At 64.9% G+C, this 17980-nt stretch carries 9 protein-coding genes, 1 tRNA gene and 2 pseudogenes; 8 read left to right on the plus strand and 4 right to left on the minus strand.

Annotation, left to right across the window (positions count from 1 at the left end; translation table 11 throughout):
* Window positions 1-104 precede the first annotated feature (104 nt).
* The 7 genes and pseudogenes from dnaG (at window position 105) to ABFE16_10955 (ending at window position 10760) form a co-directional block, all read left to right on the plus strand.
* Complete coding sequence (gene dnaG, locus ABFE16_10925; GenBank protein MEN6345807.1) at window positions 105-2138, plus strand: DNA primase; 2034 nt, start codon at window positions 105-107, stop codon at window positions 2136-2138.
* A 5-nt stretch (window positions 2139-2143) separates the two neighbouring features.
* Window positions 2144-3328 (plus strand): annotated as a pseudogene (locus tag ABFE16_10930) (Ig-like domain-containing protein).
* A 135-nt stretch (window positions 3329-3463) separates the two neighbouring features.
* Window positions 3464-4213: pseudogene (gene rpoD, locus ABFE16_10935) on the plus strand (RNA polymerase sigma factor RpoD).
* 114 nt (window positions 4214-4327) lie between these two features.
* A tRNA-Ile gene (locus tag ABFE16_10940) sits at window positions 4328-4403 on the plus strand.
* 184 nt (window positions 4404-4587) lie between these two features.
* A complete protein-coding gene (locus ABFE16_10945; GenBank protein ID MEN6345808.1) occupies window positions 4588-8556 on the plus strand; it encodes a PQQ-binding-like beta-propeller repeat protein in 3969 nt (1322 codons plus the stop codon).
* The gene (locus ABFE16_10950; protein ID MEN6345809.1) at window positions 8553-9407 is read left to right on the plus strand and encodes a tetratricopeptide repeat protein; all 855 of its coding nucleotides are present in this window, start codon (window positions 8553-8555) and stop codon (window positions 9405-9407) included. The genes ABFE16_10945 and ABFE16_10950 overlap by 4 nt, the downstream gene beginning before the upstream one ends.
* Window positions 9408-9563: 156 nt before the next feature.
* A complete protein-coding gene (locus tag ABFE16_10955) occupies window positions 9564-10760 on the plus strand; it encodes a pyridoxal phosphate-dependent aminotransferase (protein ID MEN6345810.1) in 1197 nt (398 codons plus the stop codon).
* A gap of 103 nt (window positions 10761-10863) precedes the next feature.
* Here the strand turns inward: ABFE16_10955 and ABFE16_10960 are convergent, their stop codons facing one another.
* The 4 genes from ABFE16_10960 to ABFE16_10975 all read right to left on the minus strand — a co-directional run bounded on the left by ABFE16_10960 (window position 10864) and on the right by ABFE16_10975 (window position 17276).
* Complete coding sequence (locus ABFE16_10960; protein MEN6345811.1) at window positions 10864-11868, minus strand: Gfo/Idh/MocA family oxidoreductase; 1005 nt, start codon at window positions 11866-11868, stop codon at window positions 10864-10866.
* Window positions 11869-11943: 75 nt separating this feature from the next.
* Window positions 11944-12714, minus strand: coding sequence for a TIM barrel protein (locus tag ABFE16_10965; GenBank protein MEN6345812.1), 771 nt, complete (start codon window positions 12712-12714; stop codon window positions 11944-11946).
* 127 nt (window positions 12715-12841) lie between these two features.
* Window positions 12842-13867 (minus strand): rod shape-determining protein, encoded by a 1026-nt coding sequence (locus ABFE16_10970; GenBank protein ID MEN6345813.1) that lies wholly within the window; start codon window positions 13865-13867, stop codon window positions 12842-12844.
* A 109-nt stretch (window positions 13868-13976) separates the two neighbouring features.
* Window positions 13977-17276, minus strand: coding sequence for a sugar-binding protein (locus tag ABFE16_10975; protein ID MEN6345814.1), 3300 nt, complete (start codon window positions 17274-17276; stop codon window positions 13977-13979).
* Between the two features lie 332 nt (window positions 17277-17608).
* Here ABFE16_10975 and ABFE16_10980 point away from each other — a divergent pair, with 332 nt between their 5' ends.
* Complete coding sequence (locus ABFE16_10980) at window positions 17609-17869, plus strand: hypothetical protein (protein ID MEN6345815.1); 261 nt, start codon at window positions 17609-17611, stop codon at window positions 17867-17869.
* The last annotated feature ends 111 nt before the right edge of the window (window positions 17870-17980 follow it).

Here is a 17980-nt window from a genome sequence, read left to right on the forward strand (position 1 = left end):
GGCGGCTCCGTGTCCGGCTTGAGGGCTGGCGGGGCGTGTGGAGGTGCGACCCTTTCTGCGCCGGATAACGTACAAGACCAGCAACTGAGCTGGTAGGACACTCCATGGACTTCGAGTCAGTAAAGGAAGAGATCAAGCGTCGGGTCAAGCTGGAGGACATCGTCTCGCAGCACGTGGCCCTACAGCGCGCCGGGAGTCGTCTGCGGGCTCGTTGCCCCTTCCACCAGGAGAAGACCCCCTCGTTCTACGTCAACCCGGCTCTCGGATTCTGGAAGTGCTTCGGCTGCGGGGCCGGAGGCGACGTCTTCGACTTCGTGATGCGCATCGAGGGCCTCACCTTCAGCGAGGCCGGAGAGCGCTTGGCCGAGCGTGTGGGGCTGCAATGGCGCGTCGAGCCCGGCGAGGAGGCCAGGGCGAAGCGCCGGGAGCTTGCCCGAAGGGCCAACGAACTGGCAGTAGACTACTTCGAGAAGCTCCTGCGCACACCCGCCGGCAACGAAGGGCTCGACTACCTCTATCGGCGGCAGTTCACCGATGAGACCATCACGCGTTTCCGCCTCGGGTGGGCCGCCGATAGCTGGGACCAACTCCTGCGATACTTGCGGCAACAGGGCCTCGACGAAGGTGTGGCGGTGCAGGCCGGGCTCGCCAAGGAGCGGGCGACCGGCGGCGCCTATGATGTCTTTCGCCGGCGCGTGGTGTTCCCGATCATGGACGTGAGTGGGCGCACCATCGGCTTCGGCGGCCGAGCCCTCGACCCGGACGATCCTGCGAAGTACCTGAACACGGCCGACACGCCGATGTTCAAGAAGGGCCACCACGTCTACGCCCTCGGACTCGCGCGACCGGCAATCGTGCGCGAGAAAAGCGCGGTGATCGTCGAAGGCTATACAGATGTCATCAGCCTCCATCAGGCGGGGGTAGAGAACGTGGTGGCGTGCCTGGGGACGGCACTGACCCAGGACCACCTCAACTTGCTCTCCCGCTATGCCGAGGAGATCATCCTGGCCTACGACGCGGACGCGGCAGGAATCGGGGCTGCGGCGCGGAACATACCGATGCTGGAAGCCTGCGCGGCCGAGGTCAAGATCGTGCTCTTACCGACGGGTCTGGACCCTGACGACCTCGTCAAGCAGCAGGGGGCGGAAGGATTCCGCCTGGCACTGGCGAAACGTTCCACGCCGGTCGAATACGAGATCGAGTTGAAGTTCGCCCAGCAGAGGGACCGCGGTCCAGACGGGGTATTGCGGGCGGCTCGCGAAGCGGTAGAGGTGCTTCTGCGGGTCCCGGATCGCACACGCCGTGACGAGTTCCTCCGACGTGCAGCCGACCTGTGGGGACAAGGGCATCCCGGGCGAACGGCGGCGATGGAGAGGTCGCTGCGGGAGGAAGTCAAAGTCCGGCTGGGGCAGCGTGAGGCACCATCGCACAACCGCGCCGAGTCTCCCCGCGACCGCGGGTTCATTACCGCGACGGTGGCGCGCCAGGCCTCTGAGGTGGACGTGGGTGTTCAGGCGGCGGAACGCGAGTTGCTGTGTGCGGCTCTGATGCGGCGTGAGTGGGCAGTCCAGGTGACCGCCCAGGTCGAGCCCGAGGAGTTCAACCTGGAGCTCCACCAGAGGATCGCGGCGGCGCTCGGTGAGGCTCTGACGGAGGCGGCAGACTACAGTGCCGCAGAGGTGCTCAAGCATCTGGAAACGGACCAGGAAGCGTGGGAGTTGGCCGCTACCCTGACCCTTGAAGAGCCTCAGCAGGTGGACGAAGTCCTGTCCACGAACATCACAACCATCAAGAACTATCGCTCAAGTGGAGGCTACCGCGGCCTCTATGAAGTGCCTGCCGAAGAAGAGGATGCACCCTTGCCCCAGGTTGCCGACTGGGAGGCGTTGCGCCAACGGGTAACGGAGAAGATCAACGCCGGTACCCTGGATCCAGAGGACCCGGATTACATCCTCTATAGGACGTACACGGCGCGGTTCCATGGGAAAGGCCAGTTGGGGTTTGTCGGCGGGGAGAGCGGCACCGTGAGGGGCGAGGGCGCCCAAACGGTCGCCAGGGACACGGGCCGGCAGGGCCCGGAGGCGCTTGCAGACCTGCTGCCCGAAGATGATGACCCGTTTGCAGAGGAAGGGAGTTGAAGTCTTTGGCCGAGGGGAAGGAAGCTGAGATCCACGAGCTTCCAGAGGTTCGCGCGCTGCTGCGCAAGGGCCGCCGGACCGGCGTGGTCACCTACGCCGAGATCCAGGACGGCCTTGGCGAACTTGAGGAACTTGAGGCGGGCGATATCGAGGACGTCTATCGCCTGTTTGTCGAGGCGGGCATCCGCGTGGTGGATGAAGACGAGGAAGAAGAAGAGGAGGAAGAAGAGCTCAGTGAGGACGAGCTCGATGAGCTGGAGGACGTCCCCATCGACGATTCGGTCCGGATGTACCTGCGGGACATCGGTCGCGTCGCGCTGCTGACTGCCCGCGAGGAAGTCGAACTCGCCCGGCGCATCCAGAAGGGTGACGGCGAGGTCGCGCTGGATGTCGTCCACAACAGCCTGGTGTTCACGCCCCACGAACGCCTGGAGCCCAACACCGTCTACACCGTCACCGTCAAGGGCGGCGATAGCGGCGTCTTCGATGTCCAGGGCCAGTCCATGGACAAGGACGCCGTGTTCTCCTTTCGTGTGGCTTCGGCCGAGTCGGCCCTCCAGGTCGAGACAGTCCGGCCGGCTGACCGTGCCGAGGAGATAGAGGCCGAGGTCGAGATCTACGTGCGGTTCAACGACGCCCTCGAGCCTTCCACCATCACCACCGAGAGTGTGGAGTTGGCCGACGACAAGGGCCGGGCCGTTCAGGGATCGGTCAGACCTGGCGAGCATCCCTGGTGCCTCATCTTCACGCCTGCGGCGCCCTTGCTGCATCGCAACACCTTTACCTTCACGGTCAGGGGCGGCGTTCGTGGCGTGCGTGGCGAGACCGGCCGCGTCTTGCCCGAGGACTTCACCTCCACCTTCAGCACCGCCCAGCGTAAGGCGGCGCCCCGAGTAGTCGCCTCCTTCCCGGCCGACGGTGCGACCGAGGTGCCGCTGGGCATTGGCCTTAGCCTGGATACCGACCGTCGCCTGCAGCCCGAAACCGTCAACACCCGGACCGTCCAACTGACCGACGCCATGGGTACCGGTATGAGCGGGACGGTGCACTATAGCGATGAGTTGCACCGCATCACCTTCCTGCCCGACCAGCCGCTGGAAGCCGAGATGCACTACACCCTCACTGCTGTGGGCGGACGCAAGGGCATCGTTGGCATCACGGGCTTTGCGCTCCACGAGGCCCAGTCGGTGGACTTCGACACCTCCTCAGAGCACGAGAGGCCCACGGTGGTCGAGACATACCCCCACCATGAGGGGCGAGGCGTCGCGCCACGGGTAGCGGTTCACGCCGTTTTCAACCAGCGCATCAACCCCAGTAGCGTTGACGCGGGCAGCATGAAGGTCAAGGATGAGCAGGCTGTGAAAGCCCTCGCCGAGGCCAACCTGCGCCTGGTTGTCAGCATCGCCCGCAAGTACACCGGGCGTTCGTCCATGAGCTTCCTTGACCTCATCCAGGAAGGCAACATGGGCCTCATGCGGGCGGTCGAGAAGTTCGACTACCGCAAGGGGTACAAGTTCAGCACCTATGCAACCTGGTGGATTCGGCAGGCCATCACCCGGGCCATCGCCGACCAGGGCCGGATCATCCGCATCCCGGTCCACATGGTCGAGACGATCAACCGCCTGGTCAAGACTTCGCGGCAGCTCCTCCAGCAACTCGGCCGAGAGCCGACCCTCGAGGAAGTCGCAGCAGAGATGGACATGCCGCTGGAGCGGGTCAGTGAGATCCGCAGGATCGCTCCCGAGCCACTCTCCCTGGAAGCCCCGGTGGGCGAGGAGGAGAACAGTCATCTGGGGGATTTTGTCCCAGATGAGGAGATCTACACTCCGGTAGATGCTGCCTCGAACCTCGTGCTCCGGGAGCAGCTCGAGAAGGTCCTTGAGACCCTCAGCGAACGCGAGCGTGAGGTTCTGAAGCTGCGCTTCGGGCTCGAAGACGGGTACTCGCGAACCCTGGAAGAAGTGGGGCACATCTTCGAAGTCACTCGTGAGCGCATCCGCCAGATCGAGGCGAAGGCACTCAAAAAGCTGCGCCACCCGGGACGAAACAAGGCACTGCGCGACTACCTGGACTAGCGGGTGCTGCAGAAGCTCCGCGGTGCACAAGGGCGGATCGGAGTGCCCTCCCCCTTGCGAGTACCAGTTGCGAGGCCCCGTGACGGTTGGGTATACTGTGGGCGCCCTGGCACTGGGCCCGTAGCTCAGCGGTTAGAGCAGTCGGCTCATAACCGATTGGTCGCTGGTTCAAATCCGGCCGGGCCCACCAGTCTGAAAGCTCGCCACTCCGATCCGTGCCCTTCGCGTGTGGGCTCGTTGAGGGGTGGCGTCTTTGTTAGCAGCAGCGATGAAACGGTTTGAGGGCGCCTCCGCGTCGGCCGAGAAGTAACCGGGGAGCCCCCGCCACGTGTGACGTGTGCACAGGCAACACAGGCCTGACAGGAGATGCGGTCATGATCGGTGTCATCGCAGAACACCTCAAAACGCACCGGCACCAACTGGGCAAGCACGCGCTGTTCATCGGTTCCGCGGTGAAGATCCCGCCAAAGGACCAGCTCGTTCTCACCTCCCTTGAGCAGATGGCGCTGAAGTGGGCCGGTGACCGTGTGGCCGATCTAGAGGGCACCGAGCAGATTCTCGCAGCCCTCGATCTGATGGCCGCCGAGGTCACCGATCACCGTGAGCGCTGCCGGTTGCTGCGTGAGGAGGTCGGCGAAGAGGCGAGGCCCGCCGAGGGGCACGTGCGCCTGTCCCGTCTCGTCAAAGATGGCTACTACTCCACGATCTTCGTCACGGAACCCGACGATATGCTGGAGCGGGCCCTCCATGCCCAGCATCTCGAGCCCGGTAAGGACTACCATCTCCTGGTTGGCGGCCTCGACGACCCGGAAGAGATCAACGTTGCTCTGGCCGAGTCCACGCGCCCGGCCCTGGTGAAGTGCGGCGGCGACTGGACGCGTGACTTCCTACCTCTGTCCCGGGCCGAGCTCTCGCGCATCGCCGGCGATATGAACAAGGTGATCCAGGGGAACTTCAAGATCTTCTCCGTCTTCGTGGCCATGACCGAGCGGGAGGATGCCTTCCTGGCCCAGGTCCCAAAAGAGGGCGCCCGGATCTTCTGGATCAACACCCTCATCCCCATGGCCAATGAGGAGCTCTACGACGAGCTGCGGATTGAGAACCCGGCCAGCGCCGAGTACCACCGCTACCAGCCGCACGTGATCGAGCTGCTGGAGGCTCGTCACTCCTCCCGACACCTGCTCTGCCGCGAGCCCGGCTCCTTCAACGAGTTCGCCGCCAAGCTCCACACCCGACTGGTCCGCCAGCGACACCTGCGGCGTGGCCAGAAGTACGACCTCACCGTCTCGCGAGGCGGTCCCTACCGTTTCCTCGACCACTTCGATGTCGAGGACGGAGACTTCTACTTCGGCCGCGAGGACGACGTGAAGGCTGTGATGGAGAAGATCCAGACCAGCCCGATCACCGTGGTCTTCGGCCAGGCGGCCATGGGGAAGACCTCGCTGCTGCGTGCCGGTGTCATGGCCGCCCTGAGGCGCGAGTCCGAGGAAGCGGACAAGAAGGACACGCATCCGTGGCTGGTGGCCTATACCCGCGTCGGCGACGAGCCGATTGCCAGCATCCGGGCAGCCATCATCAACTCCCTGGAGCAGCTCGGGTATGAGCCGGGCAAGCTGGCGCAGACCCGGTCCCTGTGCGAGGTCGTCAAGGGGGCGGCCGAACTCACTGGACGCCAGGTCATCCTCCTCCTCGATCAGTTCGCCGAGTTCCATGTGAAGCTCGGCGATAAGACCAAGGAGAAGGCACGCGAGGCCTTGCGCGCCTGTTTCGACAACTGCGGCGATCAGTTCCGCATGGTCCTGGCGATCCGTGAGGACTTCGTCGGCGAGCTCTACGAGATGCAGAGCGACTTCCCGGCGATCATGCACAACATGCACCGCCTCCACAAGTTCACGCCCGAGCAGGCCGCCGACGCCATCATCAAGCCTGCGCAGAACTTCGAGCTGCAGGTCAAGCGGACTTTGGTCGAGCGGATCGTCGACGACCTCAATCGCGAGGGCATTGAACCCGCGCAGCTTGAGATCGTGTGCCACTCGGTCTACGAGGCGCGGTCGAAGGGAAGCCATTTTCTCGGCGAGCGACTCTACGACGAGCTCGGTGGCGCGCAACAGATCCTGGACAAGTACCTCGAGCGAGCACTGAACCTGCTACTGCCGCCCGAGAGGCGGGTCGCTGCGAAGATGCTCATCTTCATCGCCGGCGGCTCAGAGTTGAAGTCGGCGCAGCCGGTGGAGCGCATCGCCGCCGAGGCAGAGGCCGATCGGGAACTCGTCGAGCGCGTGCTCGCACGACTGGTTGATATGGGTCTGCTGCGACCGGTCGGACGTGGACGTCGTCGCGAGTACGAGTTGGTCCACGAGATCCTGGCCGACAAGATCCAGAGCGATCTCGCCGGTAAGCAGCCTATGACGCGGGATGTCCAGGACCTACTCACACGCGAAATGAACAACGCCGCGCAGTTTGGGCTGCTGATTCCGCCCGAAGAGCTGCGGATGATCGATCAGGCACGCGACGAACTCCTCATGGGACCAGACGAGCTGAAACTCCTGATCCGCAGCGCCCTGACACAGGAGCAGGAGACTGACTACTGGTTCGACAGAGTCATGGACCTGGGCGACGACAAGGGCGAGTTCCTGGCCCAGCTCATGCGGGATGAGGCGCCGCAGGTCAGACTCACGACCTACCAAAAGCTCGGCGACCACCTTGAGCCCCGGCTGATCCGCCACCTGGTGCATGGTCTCGATGATGATCAGGCCGAGATACGAACCCTTGCTACCGGCTATCTGGGACAGCTTGAGGGCCACCTGGAGGCCATGCTCGAAAACCGGGACTACCGCGTTCGTGCCCTGGCGGCACGCTCCTTGGGGCGGACCGGCTCCCGGCGGCTGGTCAAGGCGCTCACCGACTCCTTCTTGGAGGGAAGCGTGCCGCTGCGGGATGAGCTGACGGCGGCGCTGATCGCGATCGACGAGCCCCGTGCACCGGCCATGCTGCTGCGAAGCGTCTCGGCGGCCCCCGAAAGCGCCTGGAGCGCGGCCTATGCCCTGGGGCGGGTGTCCATTGCCGAGAGCGATCTCAAGGCTCTGGAGAAGGCGGCCAAGGGCAAGTCGCGGCCCGAACTCAGCTACGCCCTGGGAGTCGCCTACACCTTCCGGCGCAGCTTCCCGGAGGCGGGCGAGGCCCTGAGCAAGGCCCGGGAAGGCGTGCAGGAGGAGGTCGGCATCGCCTCGCTCGACGAGGCTGACCGGGAGTTGCGCCGATCAAAGCGACGTGCGGCCGCAGGCGTGGATGCATGGCCCATGTTCGGGCAGATTGCGGCCCATGGCGCCATGACCATGCAGCAGGTCACGCCGCCCTTGGAGATCGCCTGGGAGTTCGTGACGAAGGACCAGATCGTCGCCTCGCCGGTGGTCCGCGACAACACGGTCTACATCGGCTCACGCGACAAGCGCCTCTACGCCATCGACACCGGCAAGGGCACCGCCCGCTGGAGCTTCGATGCACCCGAACGCATTGAGAGTGCAGCGGCTCTCTCGCAGGAGCTGGTCTGCTTCGGCACCCTGAGCGGGTCGGTCCACGGCCTTGACGTGGCCTCAGGCGAGCAGCGCTGGAAGGTCTCCCTGGAAGGGCCGGTACGGTCCTCCTGCGTGATCGATGGCGACGGCCTGTACGTCGGTACCCGTGCCGGCGAGCTCGTGCGTCTGGCGGTTCCAACCGGCGAGGAGGTCTGGAAGCGTACGCTGCCCGGTGAGATCTCCGCAGCACCGGCGGTCTATGAGGACCTCGTGCTGGTCGGCTGCTGGGATGCGGGCATCCATGCTCTGAACACTACGGACGGCAGTGAGGTGTGGGTCTTCAAAGCGCAGGCCCCGGTTTCCTCCTCCCCGGCCGTAGCCGAGGGAACCGTCTACTGCGGCTCCGATGACCACGGGCTCTACGCCTTGACCACTCGTGACGGTGAGCTGATCTGGCGCGCCGATCTCAAGGGCCAGGTCCGATCCTCTGGGGCACTGACGGAGGAGCTCGTCATCGTAGGCAGCACAGACGGCAAGTGCTACGCCGTGTCACGGGCAACCGGCGAGATCGTGTGGGCCACCGAGACAGCGGAGGAGATCATGGCAGCGCCCTCGGTCTCCGGTGAGTTCGTGTACGTCGGCTCCCGGGATGGCGCGCTCTACGCCCTTTCGGTCCATGATGGCGAGGTCGTGTGGCGCCATCAGACCGCCTATGGTCTGTACTCCGCACCGGCCATCGCCGAGCAGACGGTGTTCGTGGGCTTGGACTACTACAACCTGGCGGCCTTCCGGCCCCAGGCGGAACTTGGCGTGGGCAAGAAGCGATGAACCGTCACGTACCGCTGATGATCACTCTCGGGCTACTGGTGCTTGCTGTGTCCCTGCTTGCGGGGCTGCGGCAGCCGGTCCTGCGTAGCCTGGACCAGATGCGGACCGAGTACGTGGCCCTGGGGCATCTCAATGAGGCCTTCCTGTGCGCCCACAGTCGACCGGCCAGGCGGCAGGAGGCCATCAGCCACATGGACCGCGCGCTGGCTCTCGGACCTTCACAGGCCAACGTCGTCGGTGCGGCAGCGGAGATCTATGTCGCTGCCGGAGCCTATGACCGCGCGCTCCAGATGATGTCGAAGCAGATGAACCCCAATCCGTATCTGCTCGCCCAGTGTCGCCTGCACGAGGGCAAAGTCCGTGAGGGCACACAGATACTGGTGGGGATTGGTCGGGCGGCATCTCGATCCCTTGAGAGCAGGCGGAGCGACGACCCCCTGCGTGCAGCAACGGCCATGGAGCTCAACAACGCCGGTTACCTGCTGGCCGATGCTGGTGTTGCGCTCCCGCAGGCCCAGCGGATGCTGGAGACCGCCGTCGACGTCCTGCCGCTGGATGTCAACTGCGTCGACAGCCTTGGGTGGCTGTTCTACCGCACGGGCGACTACCGGCGAGCCATATTCTTCCTTGAGCGCGCGGTGCGATTGCAGGCGTCACCGGCGGAACCAGAGCTGCTCTACCACCTCGGTGCCGCCTACGCTCGCCAGGGCGACCGCAGGCGAGCCGTGAAGATGCTGATGAAAGCCCAGGCGCTCGACCCGGAGCATCCGGAGGTCCGCCGCGAACTCAGAACAATGCGCTGGCTGCTGCCGAGCCCGGCCATGGCCTGCGCCGAATCTGCAGCTTCCTGACGCAGGTGCTGCGCCCTAACAGCGCGAAGGCTACGCCCTCGGGCGTGCGCAGGGGATAGTTTCCCGCTTCGCTGCACCGCCGAGACCGGCCGACCTGCCCAGGAATGACGCGACCCGGAAGGCGCTTCCGGCTCACTGACTCAACGGGAGGCACACATGGAGGATCTGCGCATCATCTCGGACTTCGCGCTGTCGCTGGAAGCCTCACCCACGATGGCGATGGACACTCTGGCCAAGAAGATGAGAGCGGAGGGGAAGGACGTCCTCTCCTTCGCCATCGGCGAGCCCGACTTCCCGACACCGGCGAACGTCTGTGAGGCCGCCAAGCGTGCCATCGATCAGGGCCTGACCAAGTACACACCCGCGTCAGGGACGCCCGATCTCAAGAAGGCCATCGTCGCCGCTGCCGAGCGCGACCTCGGACTCACCTACGAGCCCGATCAGGTCGTCGTCAGCAATGGCGGCAAGCACGCCCTGATGAACATCTGGCGCACGCTGCTCAACCCCGGCGACGAGGTTCTGCTCTTCGCGCCCTACTGGGTCAGCTACCCCGAGCAGGTGCGGATGGCTGGCGGCGTCCCGGTAGTGATCTCCACCTCCGGCGAGACCGACTTCCAGCCCGACCTCGACGAGGTGCGGGCGAAGATCAGCAAGCGAACGGTCGCCATGCTCATCAACAGCCCCTCAAATCCCACCGGCGGCGTCTTCACTGCCGAGACCCTTGAGAGCTTGGCGCACATCGCTCAGTCAAACGGCCTCACCATCATCTCCGATGAGATCTACAAGCACATCCTCTTCGACGGTCGCAAGCATGCGAGCGCCGCTCAGCTCGACGCCGACCTCAAAGAGCGCACCATCATCGCCGACGGTGTGGCCAAGACCTACGCAATGACCGGCTGGCGCATCGGCTGGATGATCGCTCCGAAGCAGTTCGCCAAGCGCGCCGGCAACCTCCAGAGTCAGGAGACCTCCAATCCCTGTTCCATCTCGCAGGCCGCCTCCATCGAGGCGCTGTCCGGTCCCCAGGACTCCGTCACCACCATGCGCAACGCCTTCCAGGAGCGCAGGGACTACCTCGTGCCGGCGCTGAACGCGATCCCCGGCATCAAGTGCCCGAATCCCGGCGGCGCCTTCTACGTCTTCCCGGACATCACCGCACACTTGGGCCGGACGCTCAAGGGCACGCCCATCAACAACTCCAGGGACTTCGTAGTCTACCTGCTGCAGAACGCCGGCGTCAGCACGGTCCACGGCAGCGCCTCCGGATCGGAAGGCTACTTCCGCATCAGCTTCGCCTGCAGCATGGAGCAGCTCAAAGAGGGTGTGCGGCGCATCGCCGAGGCCCTGCAGTAGCGCTCGCTTCTCCCTTCTCCTCAGGCAACGAAAAGGCCGCGGGTCATCGCCCACTTAATGGACGTGCCCGCGGCCTTCTGTACTATCCCCAGGGTTACCCGGGTCAGTCCTCGTACGGCACCTTCACCGTCTTGCCGGTCTCCGAGGACTTCTCCGCGCACTCCATGATGGCAATGACCCGTCGTGCCTCCTCTGGCTTGACCTCGAGTCCGGCACCCCGGAGGAGGTGGTCTCCCAGGTTCTTGTAGTAGGTCGGCCAGTCCGACTCCTGGTACTTGATCACGCCCTGCACCGGCACCCCGTTCTTCTGGGTGTGGTAGGTGAACTGCCCACCGGCGTCGACGATCGCACCTTCGGTCCCCAGGACGCGCCACCGGGGCTTGCCGACCATCGCAATCGTTGACTGCTGGACGTTGGCCACCGCGCCGTTGCGGAAGCGGATGATCGCCTCAACGTGGTCCTCGTTGGTCATCTGGTGCCAGACGCGCTTGTGGAAGTGCCCCGTCACGTAGTCGATCTTCTCGGGGATGATGTTCAGCAGCCAGTCGAGATAGTGAGCGCCCCAGTCGTAGAAGGCACCACCCGAGATGGCCTTGTCCGCTCGCCACCAGTTCCGCGGAGCGTTGAACCCGCCACCCCACATCTCGACATGGAACACCTGCCCGATGAGCCCCTTCTGCACCGCGTCCCGCAGCGCTTTGAAGTCGCCATCATGGCGGCGGTTGTGGAACACGGTAAGCATCTTGTCGGCCTTCTTGGCCGCCGTGATCATCGCTGTGGCTTCCTTGATCGTCAGGCACATGGGCTTCTCAGTCACCACGTGCTTGCCCGCCTTGGAGCACTCAATCGCCACCGGAGCATGGAGGTTGTGCGGCAGGATCACGACGCACAGGTCCACGCCGTCGTCCTTCAGCAGCTCCTTCACCTCGTTGTAGGTGCGGATGCCGGGCAGGTCCCTTTCCGCCTGAGCGGTCCGGGCCTTGTCCAGGTCGCACACTGCCACGACCTGCATCCCCTCGACCTGGTTGATCGAGTTCGAGTGGTGCAGGCCCATGTTGAAGGCGCCGCCGTACCCGATAATGGCACAGTTGACCGTCTGCTTGGACACCGTGAGTTCCCCTCTCGCGTGACACAGACTCAGACTACTGCGGTCGAGCCATAGCGCGTCGCAGTCGACCTCGGCCTAGCCTCCGGCCAGCTTGAGCGTCGTCTTGCAGGCCTCGGTGTGGCAGCCGGTCGGAGCGAACTCCATGCCGACGTAGCCCTGGTAGCCCGTGGCTGCGATGGCCTTGAAGATGTTCTCGTAGTTGAGTTCGCCGGTGAGCGGCTCGTGGCGGCCCGGAACGTCGGCCATGTGGAAGTGGCCGATGAGGTCGATGTTCTCGCTGAAGGTCTGGATGAGGTTCCCCTCGGTGACCTGCTGATGGTATGCATCGTACAGGAGCTTGACCCGCGGGCTGCTCACCTCGCGCAGGATCTCGAAGCCTTCCTTCGAGGTGGACAGGTAGTAGCCGGCGTGGTTGACCAGAATGTTCAGCGGCTCCAGAACGATGGTAATGCCTTGTGCCTCGGCAACCGGCGCGATGCCCTTGAGGCAGGCGACGATCGCGGCATGCTGGATCTCGCGCGCGATCGGCAGCTCATTGCCGGTGGTGGCGATGAGGCTCGGGCAGCCGAACTCCTTGGCCTTGGCGATGGACACCTCGGCATCCTTGATCCACTGGGCGGTGCACTGGGGGTCGACCATCGGGGCGGAGGATGCGCCACCGAAGCAGGCGAGGTCGATGCCGCACTTGTCAGCGCGCTCGCGAATCGCCGGGAGGTCCTTGTTGCTCCAGCCCCAGAACTCAAAGGCCTTGAGGCCGGTCTCGGCTACCTTGTCGATGCGGTCCACGAACTCGGGCACGTTGCGGAAGATCATTTCCACGCAAGCAGAGAGTTTGACGACAGCCATCGTGGGTCTCCTTCTCGGGAGTTGTTGTGGGACACACGCAAAAGCGGTCTCCCTTCGCGACCGTATGCCGACAATGTCGAGCAAGTCGCGGCTGGAGGCCGCCCGGGGTCACGTCCTGTAGGTTTCGCTATCCTGCGGTCTTGAACCTTCGCCCGCCGAGAGATAGGGCGTGCGGATCGTTGAGAACCGCCTCAAGTCCAAGAATCGTGCAGGACGGGGGATCGGTCGCCACCTTCACCGGAATGCCCAGCATCTCGGCGAAGTAGCTGTCAATGCCGCCGAGCAGAGCCCCGCCACCAGTGAGAACCGCGCCGGTGGCTGCAACCTCGCTCTGCTGTCGCGGCGGAAGCTCCTCGAGCAGCCAGGCAATCTCACTGACCACCCGGTTGAGCGACCGGGCCAGCAGGTCGGGAATGTCGGTGAGGCTAATATCAGCGCCCACAGCCGGCTCACCATTTGCGCCCACACCGTCTACCCGCATCGATTCACTCTGGTCCGGCGGCAGTAGCGTGCCCACGTGGAGCTTCACTTGCTCCGCCGAGGAAGGGCTGATGCGGATCCCCTGCGTGCGCTTGATCGCCCGACGCAGCGATTCATCGAGGTCGTCGCCACCGTACCGAATCGAGATGCCCGTCGTCGCCAGGCCCATGGCAACGACACTGACATTGGTGATCCCCGCCCCGAGGTCAATGACCAGCTGGCTCGCGTCGCCGCTGATCTGCAGCCCACCACCGAGGGCGGTTGCCAGGGCTCGCTGAACGCTCAGGAGTTGGCCGCCACCTGCAGCCCGCACCGCATCCACCAGTGCTCGCTGCTCGACAAGGGTAGCATCGTTGGGATGGGAGATGATGACCAGGGGGTTGAACAGAGGGCGATGGCCGAGGGCCTGCTGGATGAAGCTGCGAAGCATGGCCACGGCCGCATCGAAGTTGGCAACGACACCGCTGCGGATGGGACGCACCACAACGACGCCCTCGACATCACGCTCCAGCATCCGCTTGGCCTCGAGGCCTACGGCAACAGGGCGCCTACCTCCGGCGTCGAAGGCGATCACCGACGGCTCACGCACGACCACACCTGCGTCCTTGACGCAGATGTGCGTGTTAGCCGTACCGAGGTCAATGGCGAGCTCGTCGCCCCAGGGAAGTCGCATGGTGTAAGAGTCCCAGACTGGTCCAGCCCGATGGCACCCCCAGCAGAACCACGTTCACATTTTACCACAGCTATGGTCTTCGAAGCAACGGGCGACCGCGGGACGGCCGCTATTCGCCCAGCGTGACGTCCAGGTACAGCGACGGGTCCTTCGTCCAGCCGATGCCGCCGCCCCACTCAATCCAGCCGCGTCGTCCTCCGCCGTCGTTGTCATTGGCGAGCAGCGAGAACCCCAGGCGCAGGCCTGCCGCGGGCTTGATGCCCAGTTCCGACCAGGGCACCCGCACCGTGTACACTCGTCCGTCCGTCCGCTCCTCGACGGTGGCCTTCGCGGTCGTCCGCGCGGTGACCCCGGGTGCAGCGGCCTCGCGGTACACCTCTGAGCCCTGCTGCGTCAGCGCTACCGCGTACTCGAAGTAGGCCGAGGTCGGTGTGTGCAGGTAGCCGGGGTCCACTGCGAACTGGAGGCCGTCGCCTTGCCAGGTGTTCTCGCCCAGGAAGGGCTGCACCGAATGGTCATCCCGCACCACCGCTCGCACCACCAGGTCCTTCTCCGTCCACAGGACCTGTGCAAGGGCGCTGAGGTCCTTGACGCCGCCCCAGTTGGCGATCTGCTGGACTTGCTCCTTGTAGCGCAGCGGCAAGACTCCGGGCATGGTCGCATCCAGCGGCAGTGCCAACAGTGCCTCGGTGGCTCGCGGAGCCAGGGCGCCGCTGAACCGCGTGGTGTAGGACGCAGGCGGCATCTCCAGCGTGTCGATCTTCAGCAGCAGAGACCAGTAGGGCGCCGCCGTCGCATGGGGCACCCAGGACTCCGGAACCTGCACGGTCACCGGCTCACCAGGGCGGAAGAGCTCCCAGCGCTGACCGCCATCACCCCGACCGCCCGCCAGGTAGCCAGGGGCTGCCCAGTATGCGGACGCTCGGACCGAGTGATCCAGTAGGTTGGTCACCTCCGCCGCCAGTCTCACCGAGGCGCCCTCGTGGGTGGTCGAGTACTCCACCTTCCATGGGGCCTTCAGCTCAACCGATGCCGCCTCCGTGTACCGCAGACGCCTTGAGCCCGCCCAGCCCGTGAAGGCGAAACGCAACTCGTAGGGACCATAGGCTGTGTCGGGATTCGCCGCGCACTCCAGCCGGAAGGTGCGAGTCTCTCCCGGCGCAAGCTGCACTCGACCAGCGAACTTGCCGATGGTCCAGCCGCCGGGAAGCTCCGCATCGACGACCCCCTCCAGCGGTGCCGAGGTCGGGTTGGCAACCGTCACCGTCACCGGCATCGAGGTCGTCGGGAAGACCTCCGCGGCGGACACCTCCAGCTTCAGCGGCACGATCGACGAGATCACCGGCGCCTTGCCTGAGCTGATGAACACCGGAGAACCGTCCAGTTCCAGCCCCACAGCCTCCTCGGACTTGAGCACCCTCGTGTTGCCCATCAGGTCCGTCAGACGTGTCGCACCGGCCTGCAGCAGGGAGACGGTCGCCCGGTCCTTGACCGCCCACAGCGCCAGGACCTGGGTGCCGTCCGTGCGGCGGAACAGGTAGGCGGCAACTCCCGGAGGCGCGGCCGGCTGCTCCACAAACCGTGCGTCACCCAGCAAGTCGGAGATCGTCTTGAGGGCGAAGTAGCACGGCTTCGGCCGGTTGTCGGAGAAGACCACGCCGAAGTTGGCCTCGTTGTAGTAGGGGTCGTTCCCGTTCTGGTAGTCGTACCAGAACACCTTCTGCACACCCATCCCGAGCATGCACAGGTACGTCCGTGCGAGACACTCTGCCTGCCGGTGGAGGGTCACGCCGTTCGAGGCCAGGTGATTCGGGTACCCGACCTCCGTCACCCAGATCGGCTTCGTGCCGTCCCCGTAGCGGTTCATGACCTCCCAGACCTTGCGGACGGCCTGGGCCATGCCCTCATCAGGAACGCGCGGGTACTGGTACGGGTGGACGTTGACGATGTCCATGAAGTCCTTGCAGCCGGCCTTGTACAGCATCTCGACATAGGAGGGCGGAGCACCCGCCGTGCCGCCCATGAGCACGGTTGCCGTCGGGTCAACCTGCTTGATGGCGGTGTAGGTCTCCTTGAGCAGCCTCACGTAGTCCTCGTTGCTGCTGAGCCAGAAGCCGATGTTCGGCTCGTTCCAGACCTCCCAGTAGTGGATGCCCTCCTTGTAGCGCCCGACCACAGCCTTCACATAGGCGAGCCACGCCTCCATCCTGGGGATGTAGCGAGTGGCGTCGCCGGTACCGCCCTCGGGCTTCGTGCTGGCCCAGGGCACACCGTAGCACAGGATCGGCAGCAGGCTGATTCCAGCCTTCCGCGCGGCCTCATAGCGGCTGTCAAGGGTCTTCCAGTTGAAGTCCCCGGCCTGTGGCTGGCATACGCTCCACAGCCAGTCGGCCCGCATCCACTTGATCCCGCCGCGTTGCATCATCTCCATCTCAGCGGCGCTGGCCAGGTGGCCGTTGATCCCGATGGAGGACTCGGGATTGAGCTCCGTTTGTGCCGATGGCCGCAGGATACGCAAGGGCAAGCTGCTCCGGTACGCGACGCCCTCAATCTGCGCCACCGCCGACAGCTCGAAGTACCCCTGCTCGGCCAGCGTCAGGCTGAGAGGGATCTCGACCACTCCTGAGGCGGGCACCTGCACCGTCTCCCGACCGCTCTCGATGCGTCGGTCTCGGTAGTCCACCAGCCGCCAGGTGACCGCCGCCTCAGCGTCCTTGGAGTAGGCGCTCAGCACGCTCACCTTTGCCTTGATCGTCTGCGGCCGGGCTGAGGCGCTGATCGTGAGGCCGGGAGCATCGATCTTGACGTCGTAGCGGTCTTCGGGGGCCATCACGGTGGTGAGGGCGAAGTCGTCCAGGTAGAGGACGCCGGTCGCGGGTGCAGTCTCGGAGGCTTTGTCGACGATGATGTCCGTGAGCCTGACCGGCAGGTCGAGCACGCCTCGGGTCTTGTCCTGTGGACCGCCCCAGGAGAACGCGCCCTGGCTTGTCATGGGCACAGTCACCCTGCGCCAGTCAGTGAAATCGAGTTGCCCCACGACTCGCTGCCAGACCTCTCCTCCGGCCTCTGTCAGGCGCACCGTCAGCGGACGCCGCGAGCCGTCTCCCTTGACCCAGAAGGTCAGCTTGGAGGGCGTGCCGCGCAGAGCCAGGTTCGGCTGTACCCGCGCATAGAGGAAGGCCGTGCCCGTCGTGCCGCTGAAATCGTAGTGGAAGGCGAGGCACTGCTTGCCACCGTGGGCCTCCGTGGCGACGATCTCGCCCTTGCCGACGCCACCCTTGTCCCCTGATCCGCCCGGCCAGGCAGAACCGGACTCGAAGTCGGCGACAGTCAGGGTCACTTCCTCGGGTGTCTGAGCATGGCTCGTCGAGACCAGGGCCAGGAGCACGAGTGGCAGCAGTCGACGCATGGGAGAGACCTCCGACACACAGCGGCAGGTAGCCAACTTTGCACGAATACGTGTAGTTGGCCGCAGACCACCTTCTGACCTCCCGACAGCGCACCTTCAGACCGCCTCAGTCGTGCTTGCTTGACAATCCTCAGAGCCCCCCTATAGAATCGGTCATAGTGGAGGAGAGCGACAGAGAGAAGACGGAATGTGACCTGCAAACGTTGTCGAGTGACCATGAAGCAGACGCGAGGCGTGCATCACGGCCAGCGCAAGTTCCGTTGCCCGGTGTGTGGACGCGTAGCCATGCAGCGAAACCACGGGCTGCGAGCCGCCCGTTTGGACCGAGGAACATGAGTTCACAGCAAGCGAGCAAGGATCCTCAGGAAGCCCGTAGGCAGCGGCTCCGCAGTTGGACGCTGACCTTGGCGGCAGTGCTGGTCGTAGCCTTCCTGTGGCATCAGGTGTTCACGATGACCGGCCTCCTGTGGTGGAATGCGCAGGCCCAGGGGCCGGCTCTGGCCCGTCCCGCTCCCCCAAGACTCCCCGCGATTGACACCAGTTGGGTGGATGTTGACGCATACCTGAGGACGCATCCAACCTGGGAGCCCTAGGGAAAGCCCTCTGACTGGAGCCCGGGAGCCGGTGCCGTGTCACCTGACTTCTGCAGGAGCCGTGCCCGGGATAGGCCTTTGCGGCCAGGCAGTCTGAGGGCTCAACCGTGC

The organism is Armatimonadia bacterium (assembly GCA_039679385.1).
In the GTDB taxonomy this organism is placed as follows: Bacteria; Armatimonadota; Zipacnadia; order Zipacnadales; family JABUFB01; genus JAJFTQ01.